Origin of the sequence: Bradyrhizobium huanghuaihaiense, from assembly GCF_007830635.1 — a bacterium.
Classification (GTDB): domain Bacteria; phylum Pseudomonadota; class Alphaproteobacteria; order Rhizobiales; family Xanthobacteraceae; genus Bradyrhizobium; species Bradyrhizobium huanghuaihaiense.
The window spans coordinates 261,953-279,885 of the sequence record NZ_VLLA01000008.1; the positions used below are offsets into that span (position 1 = coordinate 261,953).

General features: G+C 66.0%; 16 protein-coding genes. 9 read left to right on the top strand and 7 right to left on the bottom strand.

Features of this window, described 5'->3' with window-relative positions:
* Nucleotides 1–47: 47 nt before the first annotated feature.
* The 4 genes from IQ16_RS19005 to IQ16_RS19020 all read right to left on the bottom strand — a co-directional run bounded on the left by IQ16_RS19005 (nucleotide 48) and on the right by IQ16_RS19020 (nucleotide 4,459).
* A complete protein-coding gene (locus IQ16_RS19005; RefSeq protein WP_051122995.1) occupies nucleotides 48–1,553 on the bottom strand; it encodes a L,D-transpeptidase family protein in 1,506 nt (501 codons plus the stop codon).
* A gap of 498 nt (nucleotides 1,554–2,051) precedes the next feature.
* Nucleotides 2,052–3,014, bottom strand: a complete 963-nt coding sequence (locus IQ16_RS19010) for an acetyl-CoA carboxylase carboxyltransferase subunit alpha (RefSeq protein WP_018643499.1) — start codon at nucleotides 3,012–3,014, stop codon at nucleotides 2,052–2,054.
* A 321-nt stretch (nucleotides 3,015–3,335) separates the two neighbouring features.
* The gene (gene xerD / locus IQ16_RS19015) at nucleotides 3,336–4,295 is read right to left on the bottom strand and encodes a site-specific tyrosine recombinase XerD (protein ID WP_018643498.1); all 960 of its coding nucleotides are present in this window, start codon (nucleotides 4,293–4,295) and stop codon (nucleotides 3,336–3,338) included.
* A gap of 17 nt (nucleotides 4,296–4,312) precedes the next feature.
* On the bottom strand, nucleotides 4,313–4,459 hold the full coding sequence (locus tag IQ16_RS19020; protein ID WP_018643497.1) for a hypothetical protein: 147 nt from the start codon (nucleotides 4,457–4,459) through the stop codon (nucleotides 4,313–4,315).
* 195 nt (nucleotides 4,460–4,654) lie between these two features.
* Between IQ16_RS19020 and IQ16_RS19025 the strand changes: the two genes are divergently transcribed.
* The 3 genes from IQ16_RS19025 to IQ16_RS19035 all read left to right on the top strand — a co-directional run bounded on the left by IQ16_RS19025 (nucleotide 4,655) and on the right by IQ16_RS19035 (nucleotide 7,818).
* Nucleotides 4,655–5,278 (top strand): shikimate kinase, encoded by a 624-nt coding sequence (locus tag IQ16_RS19025; RefSeq protein ID WP_020607901.1) that lies wholly within the window; start codon nucleotides 4,655–4,657, stop codon nucleotides 5,276–5,278.
* Nucleotides 5,275–6,423: a 3-dehydroquinate synthase gene (gene aroB / locus IQ16_RS19030; protein WP_018643495.1), complete on the top strand. Its 1,149-nt coding sequence runs from the start codon at nucleotides 5,275–5,277 to the stop codon at nucleotides 6,421–6,423. Before IQ16_RS19025 ends, aroB begins: the two co-directional genes overlap by 4 nt.
* Before the next feature lie 90 nt (nucleotides 6,424–6,513).
* A complete protein-coding gene (locus IQ16_RS19035; RefSeq protein WP_018643494.1) occupies nucleotides 6,514–7,818 on the top strand; it encodes an HlyC/CorC family transporter in 1,305 nt (434 codons plus the stop codon).
* A gap of 171 nt (nucleotides 7,819–7,989) precedes the next feature.
* Here the strand turns inward: IQ16_RS19035 and IQ16_RS19040 are convergent, their stop codons facing one another.
* Nucleotides 7,990–8,259 (bottom strand): BolA family protein, encoded by a 270-nt coding sequence (locus tag IQ16_RS19040; protein WP_026312069.1) that lies wholly within the window; start codon nucleotides 8,257–8,259, stop codon nucleotides 7,990–7,992.
* Between the two features lie 105 nt (nucleotides 8,260–8,364).
* Here IQ16_RS19040 and IQ16_RS19045 point away from each other — a divergent pair, with 105 nt between their 5' ends.
* Nucleotides 8,365–8,997, top strand: coding sequence for a J domain-containing protein (locus IQ16_RS19045; RefSeq protein WP_018643492.1), 633 nt, complete (start codon nucleotides 8,365–8,367; stop codon nucleotides 8,995–8,997).
* 342 nt (nucleotides 8,998–9,339) lie between these two features.
* On the opposite strand, the gene IQ16_RS19055 is transcribed toward IQ16_RS19045, so the two are convergent.
* A complete protein-coding gene (locus IQ16_RS19055; RefSeq protein WP_018643491.1) occupies nucleotides 9,340–10,434 on the bottom strand; it encodes a citrate synthase/methylcitrate synthase in 1,095 nt (364 codons plus the stop codon).
* An 83-nt stretch (nucleotides 10,435–10,517) separates the two neighbouring features.
* On the opposite strand from IQ16_RS19055, the gene IQ16_RS19060 reads away from it, so the two are divergent.
* Nucleotides 10,518–11,735 carry a citrate synthase family protein gene (locus tag IQ16_RS19060; protein ID WP_018643490.1) on the top strand — a complete coding sequence of 406 codons (1,218 nt, stop codon included), beginning with the start codon at nucleotides 10,518–10,520 and terminating at the stop codon, nucleotides 11,733–11,735.
* 151 nt (nucleotides 11,736–11,886) lie between these two features.
* Here the strand turns inward: IQ16_RS19060 and IQ16_RS19070 are convergent, their stop codons facing one another.
* The gene (locus IQ16_RS19070) at nucleotides 11,887–12,543 is read right to left on the bottom strand and encodes a DedA family protein (protein ID WP_018643489.1); all 657 of its coding nucleotides are present in this window, start codon (nucleotides 12,541–12,543) and stop codon (nucleotides 11,887–11,889) included.
* Nucleotides 12,544–12,838: 295 nt separating this feature from the next.
* On the opposite strand from IQ16_RS19070, the gene cobS reads away from it, so the two are divergent.
* The 4 genes from cobS (at nucleotide 12,839) to IQ16_RS19095 (ending at nucleotide 17,854) form a co-directional block, all read left to right on the top strand.
* Nucleotides 12,839–13,837 (top strand): cobaltochelatase subunit CobS, encoded by a 999-nt coding sequence (cobS, locus tag IQ16_RS19075; protein WP_018643488.1) that lies wholly within the window; start codon nucleotides 12,839–12,841, stop codon nucleotides 13,835–13,837.
* 163 nt (nucleotides 13,838–14,000) lie between these two features.
* On the top strand, nucleotides 14,001–15,908 hold the full coding sequence (gene cobT / locus IQ16_RS19080) for a cobaltochelatase subunit CobT (RefSeq protein ID WP_026312068.1): 1,908 nt from the start codon (nucleotides 14,001–14,003) through the stop codon (nucleotides 15,906–15,908).
* Nucleotides 15,905–16,975 (top strand): esterase-like activity of phytase family protein, encoded by a 1,071-nt coding sequence (locus IQ16_RS19085; RefSeq protein ID WP_018643486.1) that lies wholly within the window; start codon nucleotides 15,905–15,907, stop codon nucleotides 16,973–16,975. Before cobT ends, IQ16_RS19085 begins: the two co-directional genes overlap by 4 nt.
* A gap of 183 nt (nucleotides 16,976–17,158) precedes the next feature.
* On the top strand, nucleotides 17,159–17,854 hold the full coding sequence (locus tag IQ16_RS19095) for a hypothetical protein (RefSeq protein WP_018643485.1): 696 nt from the start codon (nucleotides 17,159–17,161) through the stop codon (nucleotides 17,852–17,854).
* Nucleotides 17,855–17,933 lie beyond the last annotated feature (79 nt).

Genomic DNA, 17,933 nt, shown 5'->3' on the forward strand with positions numbered 1-17,933 from the left:
AAGACATCTTCGATTGTGAAAGACCCGAGCGCTGCGCGCGGTCCGTCCTACTTCATCGCCCCAAAGCGGCTGTCGAACGAATTCGACGACACCACCGGCGCGGCGCCGGCCATCTGGCCGCTGTCAGCCGCGCCATCCGATACCGACGGCTTCAGCGCCGGGCGCGTCTGGGCGAGGCGGGTGTCGGGCTTCGGCGGCTCTGCCGGCTTGGTGGCGGTCACCGCCGGCTTCGGCGCGTCCTTCGCTGCATCCTTGGACTTGTCGTGGCCCGGCACGAACCGGGTCACAGCGGCCTTCAGCCGGGACGCCGCGGTCGGCGGCGTCGTGGCCGGCGCAACCGATGCGGTCGCTTGCGGCGGAGGCGTGGTCGCCGTCGTATCGGCGGTGCCCATGCCCATCTTGCGGCCGAGGTTGGAGAAGAAGCCGCCGCTTTGCGATTTCTCGGCTGGTGCGGCTGTCGCGACGCGGGTGCCCGCGGCGGGCGCGCTGACGGCGACGACTGGCTCTTCCTGCGGCGCAGGCGCGGCCGCGGCCGCCTCGAGATTCGGCTTGGGCGGATTGACGTGTCCGGGGATCGTGCCCGGCGCCTTCGCCATCGCCAGCATCTGCAGCGTGGTGCCTTCGGCGCCTTCCGACAGGCCGGTCGAGCCTTCCGGAATCTTCGCGGCGAAGATCTTGTTCATGCCGCCGTCGATGCCGGTGTTCATGCGCGCCACCGGCGTGCCCTTGGCGACGAGCTTGGCGTATTCGGCCTCGTCCTTCGCCTGCTTCTCGCGCACGGCGCTGGCGACGTCTTCGGGGATCACATAGGCCGGGCATTTTGCGGAGGCGTCGAACACCGGATCGCGCTTGGCGTCGGCCGGCTTCGCGGCGTCGAAGACGTACTTCTTCTCGCAGAAATCGACCCTCGGCTCCTGCCGCGTCACCTCGAAATGATCATAGCCTTCCTTGATCATCTTCCAGAAGGCCATGTTCGGATTGTTCCGGTGCTTGGCCATGTTCACCGGCGTCATCTTGAACGGGTAGGCCTGCAGCTGGAACGCTTTCTGGCCGCCGAAGAAGGACTCGCGGCCGAGCGAATAGATCTCGGCGATCTGCTCGTCGGTCATCGCGTAGCAGCCGCGCGAAGAACAGTCGCCGTGCACCATCAGCTGCGAGCCGGTGCGGCCCAGCGCCTTGTCGAACGCGTTCGGATAGCCGGTGTTGAAGGAGAGGTAATAGGCCGACTGCGGATTCATCTGGCCCGGATTGATCGAGTAGAATCCTTCCGGCGCCTGGCGGTCGCCTTCGCGCACCTTGGGGCCGAGGTCACCGGACCAGCGGCAGATCGGATAAGTCTTGAGCAGCGCGAACTGGCCGTTGCGGGCCTGCTTCCAGACCTCGAGCTCGGCCTCCTGCTTGAACAGGCGCACCAGGATCGGCGATTGCAGGTCCATGTCCTTCTCGACCATCGCGGCGAGAAGCTTTGGCGGCACCGGCTGATTGGCCTTGGCGTTGGTCGCGAGCGAGACCTGGTCGGTGTCGCAGCCGGCGAGCAGGCCGCCGGCCGTCATCAGCGCAACCGAAACCAAGAGCGCGCGAGCAAGCGAACGAGAAATCAAGATGGACCCCACACCGTGCCGGGCAAGGAGCGCGAACCCCAATTCTTTGGCGCGTGATCCGACCGGAAAACCACCCGCCGCGGCGGGCTCGTTCAGACCACGCTCCAGCGCTTATGCCCTGAAGCCATTGATTAAAATTCTAACCTCTGGGTCATGTGGTCGCAACCCGAGCGGGGATCACGAGGGCGTTGGCCCAAAGGTGTGGTCAACAGAGACTTAAATCAGGCGTAACCTGGAACTGGGCCGGAACTTGGGCCTTGCGGCCAAACCGCCACTGAGATCGCCGATTTGGGCAAAAAAAGGGTTAACGCGGGGTTACCGGGGGCTCGAAAGGTCTCGTAGGGTGGGCGAAGGCGCGAAGCGCCGTGCCCACCATCTAGCCACCTGCACCGCTCGGAATGGTGGGCACGCTTCGCTTTGCCCACCCTACGAGACCGGAATCGAGGCGAATCAGCCCAGTTTGCGGCCGATATCGAGGAATTTCTGCCGCCGCTGCTTGCGGATGGCGTCGCCGTCGAGGCCCCGGAGCTCGTCGAAGGCCTTGGCGATGGCGTCCCCGGTGGTGGCGATCATGGCGGCGGGGTCGCGGTGGGCGCCGCCGACCGGCTCCTTCAGGATCTGGTCGATCACCCCGAACCGGAGCATGTCCTGGGCGGTGATCTTCATGTTGTTGGCGGCTTCCTGCGCCTTGGTGCCGTCGCGCCAGAGGATGGAGGAGGCGGCCTCCGGCGAGATCACGCTGTAGATGGCGTGCTCCAGCATCAGCACCTTGTTGGCGGTGGTGATGGCGATGGCGCCGCCCGACATGCCCTCGCCGGTGATGATGGCGACGTTCGGCACGGTCAGCGCCATGCAGGCATCGGTCGAGCGCGCGATCGCTTCGGCCTGGCCGCGCTCCTCGGCGCCGATGCCGGGATAGGCGCCGGCGGAATCGGCGAGCGACAGCACCGGCAGGCCGAACCGCTCGGCCATCTCCATCAGCCGCACGCATTTGCGATAGCCCTCGGGCCGCGCCATGCCGAAATTGTGCCGGATCCGGCTCTCGGTGGAATCGCCCTTCTCCTGGCCCATCACGCAGATCGGCTCGCCGCGGAAGCGGCCGAAGCCGGCGACCAGTGCCTCGTCCTCACCGAACTTGCGGTCGCCGGCGAGCGGGGTGAATTCGGTGATCAGGCCCTTGATGAAGTCGTTGAAGTGCGGCCGCTGCGGATGCCGCGCCACCAGCGTCTTCTGCCACGGCGTCAGGTTCGTATAGAGGTCCGCCAGCGCCTGCGCCGCCTTGTCCTCGATCCGGCCGACCTCGTCGCTGATGTCGGTGCCGGTGGCGGCGAGCGCGCGCAATTCGTCGACCTTGGAGTCGAGCTCGGCGACGGGCTTTTCGAAGTCGAGATAGCTGCGCATCTGGTCTTGCATCAACTCAGTATAGGGGGACGGGGCGAAAGAAGCGAAGCGAGGTTGGAGCGCGGAAAGAAGTGTAGCTTCTTCAACGAGTTGGCTTGTGTGCTGGTGGCAGTCGGCCAAATCAGTCGTGAGGCCCCGGCTCTTTCTGCGGAGATGTGGCCGAAGTCAAGGCGGTTTCGTTCCCCCCGCTGTCGTCCCCGCGCACGCGGGGACCCATAACCACAGGGAGAAGTTTGGCGAAGACTGACGGTGAATAGGCCCTTCCACGGTACTCACAGCGGCCGTCACAGATAGATCACGCGGTATGGGTCCCTGCGTTCGCAGGGACGACAGTCACTTCTCCGCCAGCGGATGCAGGTCGCGCACCAGGCTCTTCAGCCGCTCCTCGACCACATGGGTGTAGATCTGGGTCGTGGAGATGTCGGTATGCCCGAGCAGGGTCTGCACGATGCGCAAATCGGCGCCGTTGTGCAGCAGGTGGCTGGCGAAGGCATGGCGCAGCACGTGCGGGGAGACCAGCCGGGCCTGCAGGCCCGAGGCGACCGCGAGCTCCTTCAAATCGCGGGCAAAGTGCTGCCGCGTCAGATGCCCGCTCTCGCCGAAGGAAGGGAACAGCCATTTCGAAGCGGCGAGGCTGTCTTTCTTCTTCTCGGTTTTCGCGGCCTCCGTCGCGCTGAGATAATCCGCCATCGCCTGCCGCGAGGCGTCGTTGAGCGGCACCAGGCGCTCCTTGTTGCCCTTGCCGCGCACCACGATCATGCGCGCGTCGCGCTTGGCCGCCGTGCGCGGCAGCGCCACCAGCTCTGAGACGCGCAGGCCCGTGGCGTAGAGCACCTCGAGCAGGCAGTAGAGCCTCAAAGAGCGCAGCCGCTTCGATGGCGATACCTCTTCCGTCTCGCTCAATTCCTTGGCACGGCGGAGCATGCGGTCGACATCCGCGATCGACAGCACCTTTGGCAGGCCGCGGCCGCGCTTCGGACCGGACAGGATCGCGGCGGGATCGTCGCCGCGAATCCGCTCGTTCAGCAGGAAGCGGTAGAGATGCCGCATCGCCGACAGCCGCCGCGCGACACTGGTGGATTTGAAGCCGCGCGCGTCGAGGTCAGCAAGGTAATCGCGCAGGACTTGCGTCTCCGCGTCCGCGAAACTACGGCCGACGCGGCCCAGAAATTCCGAGAAATCGGTGAGGTCGCGGCGGTAGGCATCGAGCGTGTTGGGACCGGCGCCCTGTTCCGCCGCGAGCATGTCGAGGAACAGGCCGGTGAGCTTGTTGTCGGAGGGCTTTACGCGCATGCCCCGGACCCTAGCGGCTATTTCTTGAGAAACTTATCCGGCGGGATCGTCACCGTCATTTCCCGCGGCTTCGGGTTGACGAAGTTCGCCAGCGCGAAGATCACGCCATAGACGATGCCGGCGATCACGGCGACGACCGTCAGGAAGCGGAACAGGCTGGGCATCGGTCTGGGGTCTCTGTCGGGGACTCGATAGTGGGCTTGGCAGCCAAATTAACCAATGAAATCATCCAACATGTTCGCCGTTTCGTGGCAAGAGTCCTCTGGCGAGGCCCCCTGCGGGGTCGTATAGGTGGCCAAACCATGCCGCCTTTGGCGGCAGATCGAGCGAGATCCAGAGCGAGATCCAGAGCAATATCCATGTCCGACGCCGCGTTGCCGATTCCCGCTTCGCCTGAGGCCGACATCCTGTCGGCCCTGGGTGCGCGCTCGATCGTGCTCGTCGGCATGATGGGGGTGGGCAAATCCACCATCGGCCGCCGCATGGCTGTCAGGCTCAAGCTGCCCTTCGTCGACGCCGACACCGAGATCGAGGCGGCGGCCGGCATGACCATACCGGAGATTTTCGAGCGCCACGGCGAGCAGCACTTTCGCGATGGCGAGGCCCGCGTGATTGCGCGCCTGCTCGAGGGCGGTCCGGTGGTGCTGGCGACCGGGGGCGGCGCCTTCATGCGCGAGGAGACGCGGATGCGCATCGCGGCCAAGGCGATCTCGATCTGGCTTCGGGCGGACCACGACGTCATCATGCGCCGCGTCCGCCGGCGCGCCGATCGCCCGCTGCTTCAGACCGCCGACCCCGAGGGAACCGTCACGCGCCTGCTCACCGAGCGCGAGCCGATCTACGGCAAGGCCGACCTCACCATCGCCTCGCGCGACGTGCCTCACGACAAGATCGTCGAGGAATGCATCGAGACGCTGCACGCCCATCTCTGCGGCGAACAGTCCGCCCCACCACCTGCCGATGTTGCGAGTGCCGCACGATGACTGCGCCGTTGAAACTTTCCGATCCGGTCAACGTCGACGTCGCGCTCGGCGATCGCGCCTATAACATCGTCATCGGCCGCGGCGTGCTCTCATCGCTCGGCGAACGGATCGCGGCCTTGCGGCCGGGCGTGCGCACGGCGATCGTCACCGACCGCACCGTCGCGAAATACTGGCTTGAGCCGACTGAGGCCTCGCTCGCAGCCAGCGGCATTCCGACCTCGTGCATCGTGGTCGAGGAAGGTGAGATCTCGAAAACCTATGCCGGCCTCGAAAAGGTCAGCGAGGCCCTGATCGCCGCGAAGATCGAGCGCAACGATCTCGTCATCGCACTCGGCGGCGGCGTGGTCGGCGATCTCGCCGGCTTTGCCGCGGCGATCCTGCGCCGCGGCGTCGATTTCGTGCAGGTGCCGACCTCGCTGCTGGCACAGGTCGATTCCAGCGTCGGTGGCAAGACCGGTATCAACTCGCCGCAGGGCAAGAATTTGCTCGGCGCCTTCCACCAGCCGGTGCTTGTGATCGCTGACACCGCCGTCCTGGACACGCTGTCGCCGCGCCAGTTCCGCGCCGGCTATGCCGAGGTCGCCAAATACGGCGTGCTCGGCGACGAGGCCTTCTTCACCTGGCTGGAAAAGAACCATTCCGACATCTTCAAGGGCGGCTCCGCGCGCGAGCATGCGATCGCGACCTCCTGCCGCGCCAAAGCGGGTGTCGTCTCCCGCGATGAGCGCGAGACCGGCGAGCGCGCGCTGCTCAATCTCGGCCACACTTTCGGTCACGCGCTGGAAGCCGCGACCGGCTTCTCCGATCGCCTGTTCCATGGCGAAGGCGTTGCGATCGGCATGACGCTGGCGGCGCAGTTTTCGGCGAAGCTCGGCATGATCGGCGAGGCTGATGCCGCGCGCGTCGAGCGGCACCTGATCGAGGCCGGCCTGCCGACCCGTTTGCAGGACATCGCCGGCTTTGCCCAGGAAGGGCTTGCCGACGCCGACGCGTTGATGGCGCTGATGGCGCAGGACAAGAAGGTCAAGCGCGGCAAGCTCACCTTCATCCTGCTCGAGGCCGTCGGCCGCGCGGTGATCGCGAAGGACGTCGAGCCGGCGCCGGTGCGCGACTTCCTGAAAGAGAAGCTGGCGCAAACGGCCTGATGCGCGGGCTGAGCTGAATTTCGCTAAAGCGTTTTCCAGCGAAGTGGATACCGGTTCGCGCCAGGAAAACGCGTCAGAATAGAGTGGTGCATGGACTGGCTCGGATTCACCATCGTCGTCCTCTGCCTGCTGGTCTCGGCGTTCTTCGCCGCGAGCGAGACCGCGCTGACCGGCGCCTCGCGCGCCAGCATGCTGCGGCTGTCGAAACAAGGTCATCACGAGGCCGATGTCGTCTCCCAGCTGCTCGACATGCGCGAGCGGCTGATCGGCGCACTGCTGCTCGGCAACAACATCGCCAATATCGGGGCGTCTGCGCTTGCCACCGGCATCTTCACGTCCTGGTTCGGCGATGTCGGCGTGCTCTATGCGACCGGCGTGATGACCGCGCTGGTCGTGATCTTCGCGGAAGTCCTGCCAAAAACCATCGCCATCAACGCGCCCGACCGCGTCGCGCTCGCCGTGGCGCGGCCGATGCGGCTGACGATGTATGTGCTCGGGCCGTTGTTGACGGTGGTCGAAGTCATCGTGCGCCTGCTGATGCGGCTGTTCGGCCTCGCCGGCGAGCACCAGGCGATCCTGTCGCCGACCGAGCGCCTGCGCGGCGCGGTCGACCTCCTGCACCACGAGGGCAAGGTCGAGAAGCAGGACCGCGACATGCTCGGCGGCCTGCTGGACTTGCGCGAGCTCCAGGTCTCCGACGTCATGATCCACCGCACCGAGATGATGATGATCAACGCCGACATGCCGCCGGACGATCTGGTGCGCGAGGTGCTGGCGACCGAATACACCCGCATTCCGCTCTGGCGCGAGAAGCCGGAAAACATCATCGGCGTGCTGCACGCCAAGGATCTGTTGCGCGCGATCCGCGCCTCCGACGGCGACACCTCGCGCATCGACGTATCCACCATCGCGCTGCCGCCCTGGTTCGTGCCGGAGATGCGGCCGCTCGCCGAGCAGCTCAAGGCGTTCCGCCGCCGCAAGACCCATTTCGCGCTCGTGGTCGACGAGTACGGCGAAGTTGAAGGTCTCGTGACGCTGGAAGACATTTTGGAAGAAATCGTCGGCGACATCTCCGACGAGCACGACGTCGTGGTCGCCGGCGTGCGCGCCCAGCCGGACGGCTCGGTCGTGGTCGACGGCTCGGTGCCGATCCGCGATCTCAACCGCGCCATGGACTGGCATCTGCCCGATGAGGAGGCAACCACGGTCGCCGGCCTCGTCATCCACGAGGCGCGCTCGATCCCCGACCGCGGCCAGAGCTTCACCTTCCACGGCTTCCGCTTCCGCGTCCTCCGCCGCGAACGCAACCGCATCACCGCGCTCCGTATTTCACCGGTGCCGCGCGAGGCCGAGATGGAAGAACCCAGGCCGAGAAGGGCCGGAACGTCGTTTTGATTTCCCACCCTCCCCTGGAGGGGGAGGGTCGATCGCGCGTAGCGCGAGCGGGGTGGGGTGATCTCTCCACACGGGCACTGTTCATTGCGGAGAGACCGTCACCCCACCCCGCTACGCATTGCGCTACGCTTCATGCGTAGCGACCCTCCCCCTCCAGGGGAGGGTAAGCGATCAGCCTTCCCCCGGCGCCTGTGCGTGGATCGCCAGTGCGTGCACGCTGCCGGAAAGTTCCGCGGCCAGCGCCGAATTTATCATGCGATGGCGCTCGACCCGGGTCTTCCCTTTGAAGGCATCAGACACGATATAAACCCGAAAATGCGTCTCGCCGCTCGGCCGATGGCCGGCGTGACCCTCATGCAAATGTGACTCGTCGACGACTTGCAGGCTTTCCGGGGTGAAAGCTTCCTGCAACTTGTTGCTGATAGTATCTTTCATAACCATGAGTGCCATTAAAGCGTGCGCAAGCGCCCCGTCAATTGCCGGGGTGGTCAGCTAAATGCAATGTCAAGACTTGAAGGTTTTTGCATTGCGTAGTCAAAGTCAGCCATGCCGATCGATTCATCAAAGTTCTTCGACTCCATCCGCGTGAAGCCGCGAGGCAAGCAGCCGGAAGTGAAGCCGCGCGACACCGTGGTCAACTGCGAGTGGGCGGGCTGCGCGAACAAGGGCGCGCACCGTGCGCCGAAGGGGCGCGAGAACCAGCGCGAGTACTGGCACTTCTGCCTCGACCATGTGCGCGAGTACAACCAGAACTACAATTTCTTCTCCGGCATGAATGCCGACGCCGTCGCGCGCTACCAGAAGGACGCGCTGACCGGCCACCGCCCGACCTGGAAGATGGGCGCCAATGGCGGCAAGAAGGGTGCGGAAGCCGAGATCGACATGGCGTCCGATCCGTTCAGCATGTTCAGCGAGATCAACGGCCGCGCCAACTGGCGCAAGGGCCCGGACGCCCAGCCCAAGGCCGAGACGCGCAAGGTCATGAACGCCGAGCGCAAGGCGCTCCAGGTCATGGGCCTCGGTCCCGACGCCACGCTCGCCGACGTCAAGAGCAAGTACAAGGCGCTGGTCAAGCAGCACCACCCCGACGCCAATGGCGGCGACCGCTCTACCGAGGATCGCCTGATCGAGATCATCAAGGCGTATAATTATCTGAAGACGGTGGTGCGGGAGGCCTGAGGCCTCGCCTAGCGTTCTCTCGGAGGAGCGGAAGTCGCAGCCACACTCTCGGTGTCGTCCCGGCCTAGTGCGCAATTGCGCACGGGGGGCCGGGACCCATAACCCCAGGGAGTAGTTTGGCGAAGACCCGTAGTGAAGATCTTCCTGCGGTACTGGCACCTACCTTCACCGATAAATCACGCGGTATGGGTCCCGGCCTTCGCCGGGACGACCGTATCGTAGGGTGGGCAAAGCGACGCGTGCCCACGACTTCCCTGGCAATTTCAGATAGGTGGTGGGCACGGCGCAAGTGCGCCTTTGCCCACCCTACGAGTGCGGACTCGCGGAGACGTCCGCGAAATCTCACGTCTCCGGCATCGCCCCCACATAGGACGAACTCGGCCGGATCAACCGTCCCGTGCGCTGCTGCTCGCGCGCATGCGCGGTCCATCCCGCTGAACGGGCCACCGCGAAGATCGGCGTGAACGCCTGCCGTGGGATCGCCAGCGCATCGAGCAGGATCGCGGTGAAGAACTCGACGTTGGTCTCCAGCGGGCGCTCCGGATTTTTCTTCCGCAAGGCCGCGCGGATATAGGCCTCGACCTCGCCGGCAAACGGCAGATCGGTACCGTTGGACGCCAGCGCCTCGACCGCGGTCTTCAGCACGTCCGCGCGCGGATCGCGCACGCGGTAGATGCGGTGACCAAAGCCCATCATGCGCTCGCCGCGCGCCAGCGCCGCATCCACCCAGGGCTGGATGCGCTCGCGCGAGCCGATCGCGTCCAGCATTTCCAGCACCGGCTCCGGCGCGCCGCCATGCAGCGGACCCGTGAGCGCGCAATAGCCCGCCGTCACCGCGGCAAACAGATCGGCCTGCGTCGAGGCCACCACGCGCGCGGTGAAGGTCGAGGCGTTCATGCCGTGGTCGCTGGCGGTGACGAGATAGGCATCGAGCGCGGTGACCTCGCGCGCCGCGGGCGAGCGCCCGTGCAGCATGCGCAGCGTGTCGGCGGCATGGCTCACGTTTGGATCGGGCGCGATCGGCTCGAGCCCCTTGGCGCGCCGGACCAGCGCGCCCGCGATCACTGGAAATGCGCCGACGATGGTTGCCTCATGTTCGAGCCCGTGCTCGGCGCGAAGTCCGGCGACCGCCGCGCGAAACCCGTCGACGATGCCCATGCCGCGGGTCGCCGGCAGCAACTCGTCCAGCCGCGCGAAGGCGCGCTCGCGCGCCGCGCCCAGGCTCGCCCGCACATTGGCTTCGCTTAAGGTCGTCTTGCTGGCGCCGTTCCAGAGCCGGGCGGTGACGCCCTCGAAGCTCGATTTGGCGGCGAGGCGGCCGACATGCTCGCCGGCGATGATCAGCTCGCCGCGCTCGCCGTCGACATGGCTCAGCACGGTCTCGGCCGCGGGAACGCCGTCCAGTCCGATCTGGCTTTTGGTGAGGTGGATGTTCATGGCCCAATCTCCCTTTTGCATTGCACGCAGGGGAAAGGTCGGTCCTCTCGACAGATTGATCAATCTTGATTACATAAATCAATATGAAAAATTCTGGCGAGCTCTACCTCTCCGCCCGGGAAGCCGCCGCCGAGCTCGCGATCTCGCCGGCCACGCTCTACGCCTATGTCAGCCGCGGCCTGATGCGCTCCGAGCCGACGCCGGACTCGCGCAAGAACCGCTACCGCGCCGAGGACGTCCGAGCGCTCAAGGAGCGCCGGGTGCCCTCGCCGGAACCGCGCGGCCTGCGCAGTTTCGATGCCGACCTGCCGGTGATGGACACGGAGATCTCGACCATCACCGAGGAGGGTGCGATCTATCGCGGCGTCAATTGCGTCGATCTCGCCGAAAACGACACGCTGGAGCACACCGCGACGCTGCTGTGGGACGTCGCCGACGTCGATCCCTTCGCGCCCGACAATCAGCCCGTGATGTCCGATGAGATGTGCGCGATCGCGGAAGCCGCGCGCAGGGCGGCGCCGATCGACCGCGCCATCGCCGTGCTGGCGCTCGCCACCAGCGCCGATCCCCGCGCCTTCACCCGCGCGCCCGATGGCCGCGCCATGGTCGGCGCGCGCATCGTCCGCCTGCTGGTCGCGACCATGCTCAACGTCGAACCGTCGGCCGAGCCGCTGCATCAGCAGGTCGCGCGTGCCTGGGCGCCCGATAACAAGCACGCGCCCGATCTGATCCGCCGCGCGCTCGTTCTCCTCGCCGATCACGAGCTGAACGCCTCGACCTTCACCGCGCGCTGCGCGGCCTCGACCGGCCTCAACCTCTACGACTCCGTCATCGCCGGACTAGCCGCGCTGAAAGGACCGAAGCATGGCGGCGCCGGCGTGCTCGCCTCGCAACTGGTGAAAACGCTGATCGATCGCGACGTCGCCCCGATGGTGCGCGAGCGCGTCGCGCTCGGCGAGCGCTTTGCCGGATTCGGCCACGGCGTCTACAAGCGCGGCGATCCCCGCGCGCAATCGCTGCTGAACGCCTTGTCGCGCGCCGGCGCGCCAAGGAAATTCACGAAAGAAGTACCGGAGCGGATCGTCGAGGCGACCGGCGAGCTCGTCAACATCGACTATGCGCTCGCCGTGCTCGTCCACGCGCTGCGCCTGCCTGCCGGCAGCGAGCTCGCGCTGTTCGCCATGGCCCGCAGCGTCGGCTGGATTGCGCACGCCAGCGAGCAATTGCAGTTCGGCAAGCTGATCCGGCCAAGGGCAAGGTATGTGGGGCCGGCACCGGGGCGAAGGGTGGGTGGGTCTTAACCTCTCCCGCTTGCGGGAGAGGTCGCGCCGAAGGCGCGGGTGAGGGCTCTCTCCTCTTGGGGGTTCTCGATTGGGGAAGCACCCTCTCCCCAACCCTCCCCCGCAAGCGGGGGAGGGAGCGCACCTCCGTCGCCGCAGCAGCCAAAGCTAATTAGCCCCGCGGCTTCGCTTCCGCGACACCGCCATTCCGCTGGCGATAGATCCACACCGCTACGCCCCCCACGATCGCAACCCCAACCACGGTCAGCATCCAGAGATGCTTGCCGACGTGCCCATGGTGGTGCAGCCCGGCATATTCGTGCAGCGCCGTCACCGCCAGCACGCCCGGCAGCACATGGGCGGGGGCCCAGACCAGGATCGCCGGGATGTTCACCGTATAGAATCTGGTGGGCGTCATCCCCAGTGCGCCGGCGGTCACCGGCACGAAGGCGCGGATCGGCGGCACGAAGCGGGCGAAGAAGACGGCCCAGGTGCCGAAGCGGTGGAAGAAGGTCTCGCTCTCGGCGACCACGCGGGGATAGTTGGTCAGCGGCCAGGCGTTGAGGATCTCGCGCTGCTGCCGGTGCCCGATCCAGTAGGCCGAGCCGTCGCCGAGCATGGCGCCGAGGACGGCCGCCAGCAGCACCCATGGCAGCTTCAGCTCGCCGCCCGGAATCAGGGCGCTCAGCGCCAGGATGATGGTCGAGCCGGGGATCACCGATCCCACCACCGGCACGGCCTCCAGAAGGGCCGCCAGGAACAGGGTCAGATAGGCCAGCCACGCATGGGCCGAGACGAAGGCGATGAGGGGATCGAGGAAGGACGTCACGTCGTCTCTGTGGCGGGCTGGGGCTTTTCGGTTCGGACCCTACATATGTAGGGAGAGGCGGCGAAAGTGCCATTTGCGTGGGCAGCCCCGTTACCCCGCCCGAAATTCGAGCGTGATTCGCAAGGCAGCCCTCCCAAAACTGCGTTCCTCACCTATCTAAATGAAAAGACAACGGAACTTTGATTGAGGGGCGGGCTTCTGCCAGCACGTTGTCTCTGATAGGTTCGAAAGCGCACCCAGCCGCAGCCAACGTGCAATAACTGGTCTCGGGATCGCCCGGGGCCTCGGAGGATTGATGACGACCGCCGCCATGTCAAAAGTTGAGGAAGTTTCCGGTCTGCCCGACATGAAGGTGTCGGTCCGCCAGGTGTTCGGGATCGACAGCGATCTCGAAGTGCCGGCCTATTCCGAAGTCGATCCTCATGTGCCCGAAGTCGATTCCGACTATCGCTTCGACCGCGCCACCACGCTCGCCATTCTCGCCGGCTTCGCCCGCAACCGCCGCGTGATGGTGACCGGCTATCACGGCACCGGCAAATCCACCCATATCGAGCAGGTCGCCGCGCGCCTGAACTGGCCCTGCGTGCGCGTCAACCTCGACAGCCACATCAGCCGTATCGACCTCGTCGGCAAGGACTCCATCGTGGTCCGCGACGGCAAGCAGGTCACCGAATTCCGTGACGGCATTTTGCCCTGGGCGCTGCAGAACAACGTCGCGCTGGTGTTCGACGAATACGACGCCGGCCGCCCGGACGTCATGTTCGTGATCCAGCGCGTGCTCGAAGTCTCGGGCCGCCTGACGCTGCTCGACCAGAACAAGGTGATCAAGCCGCATCCGGCCTTCCGGCTTTTTGCCACGGCGAATACGGTTGGCCTCGGCGACACCTCGGGCCTCTATCACGGCACCCAGCAGATCAACCAGGGCCAGATGGACCGCTGGTCGATCGTCACCACGCTGAACTATCTCAGCCATGACGAGGAAGTCGAGATCGTGCTGGCCAAGGCCAAGCACTATCGCACCCAGGAAGGCCGCGACATCGTCAACAAGATGGTCCGCCTTGCCGATCTCACCCGTAACGCCTTCGCCAATGGCGATCTGTCGACGGTGATGAGCCCGCGCACGGTGATCACCTGGGCGGAAAACTCCGACATCTTCGGCGACATCGGCTTCGCCTTCCGCGTCACCTTCCTCAACAAGTGCGACGAGCTCGAGCGTCCCCTGGTCGCCGAGTTCTACCAGCGCTGCTTCAACGCGGAGCTGCCGGAATCGGCAGTCAACGTGGCGCTCAGCTGAGGTTTGAGATGTCGTCCCGGACAAGCGCAGCGAAGCGGAGCGCAGATCCGGGACCCATAACCACAGGCCGTGGTTTTGCGAAGATCGGAGTCGGCTGTGTGCTCAACGACCGCTGCCTGTGGTTATGGGTCCCGGCCTTCGCCGGGACGACGGTGAGATCGAGATGAGCACATCATCATCAAACTCCAAATTCCGTAGCAGCAAGGAAGCGCCGACCGAGCCGTTCAAGCGCTCGGTCGCCTCCTGCCTCAAGGCGATCGCGAAATCGCCCGAGCTCGACGTCTCCTTCGCGGCCGAGCGTCCTGGGCTTGCACCGGGCAAGGCGCGGCTGCCCGAGCCGGCGCGCAAGATGACCAAGCGTGACGCCGCCATCGTGCGCGGCCACGCCGACTCCATCGCGCTCAAGATCGCCTGTCACGATCCCAAGGTTCATCGCAAGCTGATGCCCGGCAATCCGCAGGCGCGCGGCGTGTTCGAGGCGGTGGAGCAGGCGAGGGTCGAGGCGATCGGCGCGCGCCGCATGGCGGGCGTTGCGAAAAACCTCACCGCGATGCTCGACGACCATTTCCATCGCGGCAAGTTCGACGAGATCACCGACCGCGCCGATGCGCCGCTCGCGGACGCGCTGGCGATGCTGGTGCGCGAGCGCCTCACCGGCATGGCGCCGCCGACGGCGGCGAAGAAGATGGTCGATCTCTGGCGGCCCATCCTCGAAGACAAGATCGGCAGGCGGCTCGACCGGCTCGATGGCGTGGTCGAGGACCAGGCCAGGTTCGGCGACGCCGTGCATGATCTGTTGTCGGCGCTCGAGCTCGGCGACGAGCGCAACGCCGACAGCGAGGACGATGAGGACAACGACGAGAACCAGGACGGCGACAACGATCAGTCCGGCGCCGAAGGCTCGCCCGATTCCGACGCCGCACAGGAGATGAGCGCCGACCAGGCGCAGGCATCATCCGAGGAGATGAGCGAGAGCGCGATGGAAAGCGCGCAGGCCTCGACCTCCGACACCTTCGACGACGGCGAGCTCGGCGACGACGAGACGCCGGGCGAGGCGACGCGTCCGAACGCGCATGGCAGGAACGAGCCGCGCGGGCCGGAATATCACGCCTTCGCGCCCAAGTTCGACGAGGTCATCGCCGCCGAAGACCTGTGCGATCATGACGAGCTGGAGCGCCTGCGCGCCTATCTCGACAAGCAGCTCGCGCATCTGCAAGGCATCGTCGCCCGCCTCGCCAACCGGCTGCAGCGCCGCCTGATGGCGCAGCAGAACCGCGCCTGGGAGTTCGACCTCGAAGAGGGCATCCTCGATCCCGCGCGCCTGTCGCGCGTCGTCACCGATCCCTATCACCCGCTGTCCTTCATGCACGAGAAGGAGGCGACGTTCCGCGACACCGTGGTGACGCTGCTGCTCGACAATTCCGGCTCGATGCGCGGCCGCCCGATCACGGTCGCCGCGACCTGCGCCGACATTTTGGCCCGCACGCTGGAGCGTTGCGGCGTCAAGGTCGAGATTCTGGGCTTCACCACGCGCGCCTGGAAGGGCGGGCAATCGCGTGAGGCGTGGCTTGCCGCCGGCAAGCCGGCCAATCCCGGCCGTCTCAACGATCTCCGTCACATCATCTACAAGTCGGCCGATGCCCCCTGGCGCCGTGCGCGAAAAAATCTCGGCCTGATGATGCGCGAGGGTCTCCTCAAGGAGAACATCGACGGCGAGGCGCTGGACTGGGCGCACAAGCGCCTGCTGGCGAGGGCCGAGCAGCGCAAGATCCTGATGATGATCTCGGACGGCGCGCCGGTCGACGATTCCACGCTGTCGGTCAATCCCGGCAACTATCTCGAGCGGCACCTGCGCCACATCATCGAGGAGATCGAGACCCGCTCGCCGGTCGAGCTGATCGCGATCGGCATCGGCCACGACGTGACGCGCTACTATCGCCGCGCGGTGACGATCGTGGACGCGGAAGAACTCGGCGGCGCCATCACCGAGAAACTCGCCGAGCTCTTCAGCGAGACCAACACCGCACCAACCCAGCCGGCCGGTCGCCCGCGACGCAAACTGCATTCGTGAGCACGCAATCATCCCGCCGCAGCTTTCTTGGCCACGCGGCGGCGGGATTTTCCACTCTTGCACTCTCCCGATTGGCGCAGGCGCAAGCGGCGACCGAGCCGCCACCGCGCCCGCTCCAGGTCGAGCATGCTGTTGCCGAGCCAGCGAGTCTCGAGGTCAATGCGCGCCCCATTCCGAGTTTCGAGCCGCGCGACCGCTCGCGCACGCGCTTCGGCTCGCTGGACTATCGCAGCGGCCTGGTGCTGACCTCGCCCTTTCGCGGTTTCGGCGGCCTGTCCGGCATCCGGCTCGACGCCAAAGGCGAGCGCTTCCTCGCGATCTCCGACCAGGGCAGCTGGTTCACCGGCCGCATCCGTTATTCCGGCAAGGCCATGGCCGGGCTCGACGAGGTCGAGGCCGCGCCGCTGCTGGGCCCGGAGGGGCGGCCGATCACCGAGAAGCGCATGTGGTGGGATTCGGAATCGCTGACGCGCGACGGCAATGTGGTCTATGTCGGGCTCGAGCGCGTCAACCAGATCCTGCGCTACGATTTCGCCAAAGGCGGCGTCCGCGCCCGAGGCGAGCCGATCCCGGTGCCATCAGGCGTTCGCAAGCTGCCGCACAACAAGGGGTTGGAAGCACTGGTCTTCGTGCCGAAGGGCCAACCTCTCGCCGGCAGCCTGATCGCGTTCTCCGAGCGCGGGCTCGACGCCGACGGCAATCTGGTCGCGTTCCTGATCGGCGGTCCGACGCCCGGCCAGTTCAGCGTCCGCCGTACCGAGAAATTCGACATCAGCGATGCGGTGCTCTTGCCCTCCGGCGAGCTCCTGATCCTCGAGCGCAAATTCTCCTGGTTCACCGGCGTCGACATCCGCATCCGCTCGATCCCCCTGAAGTCCATCGCGCCTGGCGCGCTGGTCGACGGCCCCGCGCTGTTCAAGGCCGATCTCGGCCAGGAGATCGACAACATGGAAGGCATCGACGCCCACGTCACGCCGGAAGGCGAGACCGTGCTGACCCTCGTCTCCGACGACAATTTTTCGATGCTCCAGCGCACCCTGCTGCTGCAGTTCACGCTGGTGGAGTAGGGCGCGCTAACCCTCCGCCGTCGTCCTGGCGAAAGCCAGGACCCATACCGCGTGATCTATCGAGTGCGACAGGTCGAAGTACCAACGACAAGTCTTCGTCAAACTCCTCCCTGGGGCAATGGGTCCTGGCTTTCGCCAGGACGACGACGTGAACGCCCGAGCGCTGTGCCGCGACAAACCGTGATGCAACTTCGCCGCGCCATCGCTGCCGCGCTCTTCGTCCTGCTCGCCGCGACGCCGCAGGCGCGCGCCACGGCCGAGCACACTTATGCGAGGGGCGAGTACGGCATCATCGCGGGCGGGTGGGCGCCGAACAAGCGGCTCGCCATCGCCGTTCATGGCGAGGGCGAGGGCGCGCATGACAAGTTTCACGCCTATCTGATGTCGGAGCCGAAGCATCGCCCACTGGCCGTGCTTGATAACATCAGCCACGAGAACAATCTCGACACCGCTTCCGATGCCTATTACGCGGAGTGGTCGCCCGACTCCCGCTATGTCGCGGTCTCCTTCCGCACCGAGCGTCACATCATGACGCTGAACATCTATGCGATCGAAGGCCATCGCGCGCGGCTGATCGAGACGCCGGACCTGTTTCGCAAGGCGACGGGCCGCACCGTCGTGGTCAAGACCGACGACGACATGCGCACCTATTTCCCCACTGTGAAGTGGCGGGGGCCGCGCCGCTTCGATTTCAACGACTACCGTCTTTTCGTCGAGGACGACAAGGCGCTGGCCGACGAGCTCGGCGAACTCTGCGGCCTGACCAAAATGGAGGACGGCCGCTATTCGATCGAGTTCGCCGCCCACGCCACGATCACGCTCGGGCGCGGGGACAAGAGTCGCATCGGCAAGCTGCGGCGCGGGGTTTTCCAGCGGTAACGGGCCGTTCCCGTTAGGTCGTGCCTCAATCTCCCCCGTCGTCTCGGGGCGCGCAAAGCGCGAGCCCGGGACCCTTAAC

Bases quoted from the DNA above. Each gene is read 5' to 3' on its own strand.
- IQ16_RS19035 (WP_018643494.1), top strand. From the start codon at position 6,514: ATGGACTGGCTCGGATTCACCATCGTCGTCCTCTGCCTGCTGGTCTCG.
- IQ16_RS19005 (WP_051122995.1), bottom strand. From the start codon at position 1,553: ATGACGGCCGGCGGCCTGCTCGCCGGCTGCGACACCGACCAGGTCTCG.
- xerD (WP_018643498.1), bottom strand. From the start codon at position 4,295: ATGCGCGTAAAGCCCTCCGACAACAAGCTCACCGGCCTGTTCCTCGAC.
- IQ16_RS19045 (WP_018643492.1), top strand. From the start codon at position 8,365: ATGCCGATCGATTCATCAAAGTTCTTCGACTCCATCCGCGTGAAGCCG.
- cobS (WP_018643488.1), top strand. From the start codon at position 12,839: ATGACGACCGCCGCCATGTCAAAAGTTGAGGAAGTTTCCGGTCTGCCC.
- cobT (WP_026312068.1), top strand. From the start codon at position 14,001: ATGAGCACATCATCATCAAACTCCAAATTCCGTAGCAGCAAGGAAGCG.
- IQ16_RS19020 (WP_018643497.1), bottom strand. From the start codon at position 4,459: ATGCCCAGCCTGTTCCGCTTCCTGACGGTCGTCGCCGTGATCGCCGGC.
- IQ16_RS19010 (WP_018643499.1), bottom strand. From the start codon at position 3,014: ATGCAAGACCAGATGCGCAGCTATCTCGACTTCGAAAAGCCCGTCGCC.
- IQ16_RS19040 (WP_026312069.1), bottom strand. From the start codon at position 8,259: ATGGTTATGAAAGATACTATCAGCAACAAGTTGCAGGAAGCTTTCACC.
- IQ16_RS19095 (WP_018643485.1), top strand. From the start codon at position 17,159: ATGCAACTTCGCCGCGCCATCGCTGCCGCGCTCTTCGTCCTGCTCGCC.
- IQ16_RS19060 (WP_018643490.1), top strand. From the start codon at position 10,518: ATGAAAAATTCTGGCGAGCTCTACCTCTCCGCCCGGGAAGCCGCCGCC.
- aroB (WP_018643495.1), top strand. From the start codon at position 5,275: ATGACTGCGCCGTTGAAACTTTCCGATCCGGTCAACGTCGACGTCGCG.
- IQ16_RS19055 (WP_018643491.1), bottom strand. From the start codon at position 10,434: ATGAACATCCACCTCACCAAAAGCCAGATCGGACTGGACGGCGTTCCC.
- IQ16_RS19025 (WP_020607901.1), top strand. From the start codon at position 4,655: ATGTCCGACGCCGCGTTGCCGATTCCCGCTTCGCCTGAGGCCGACATC.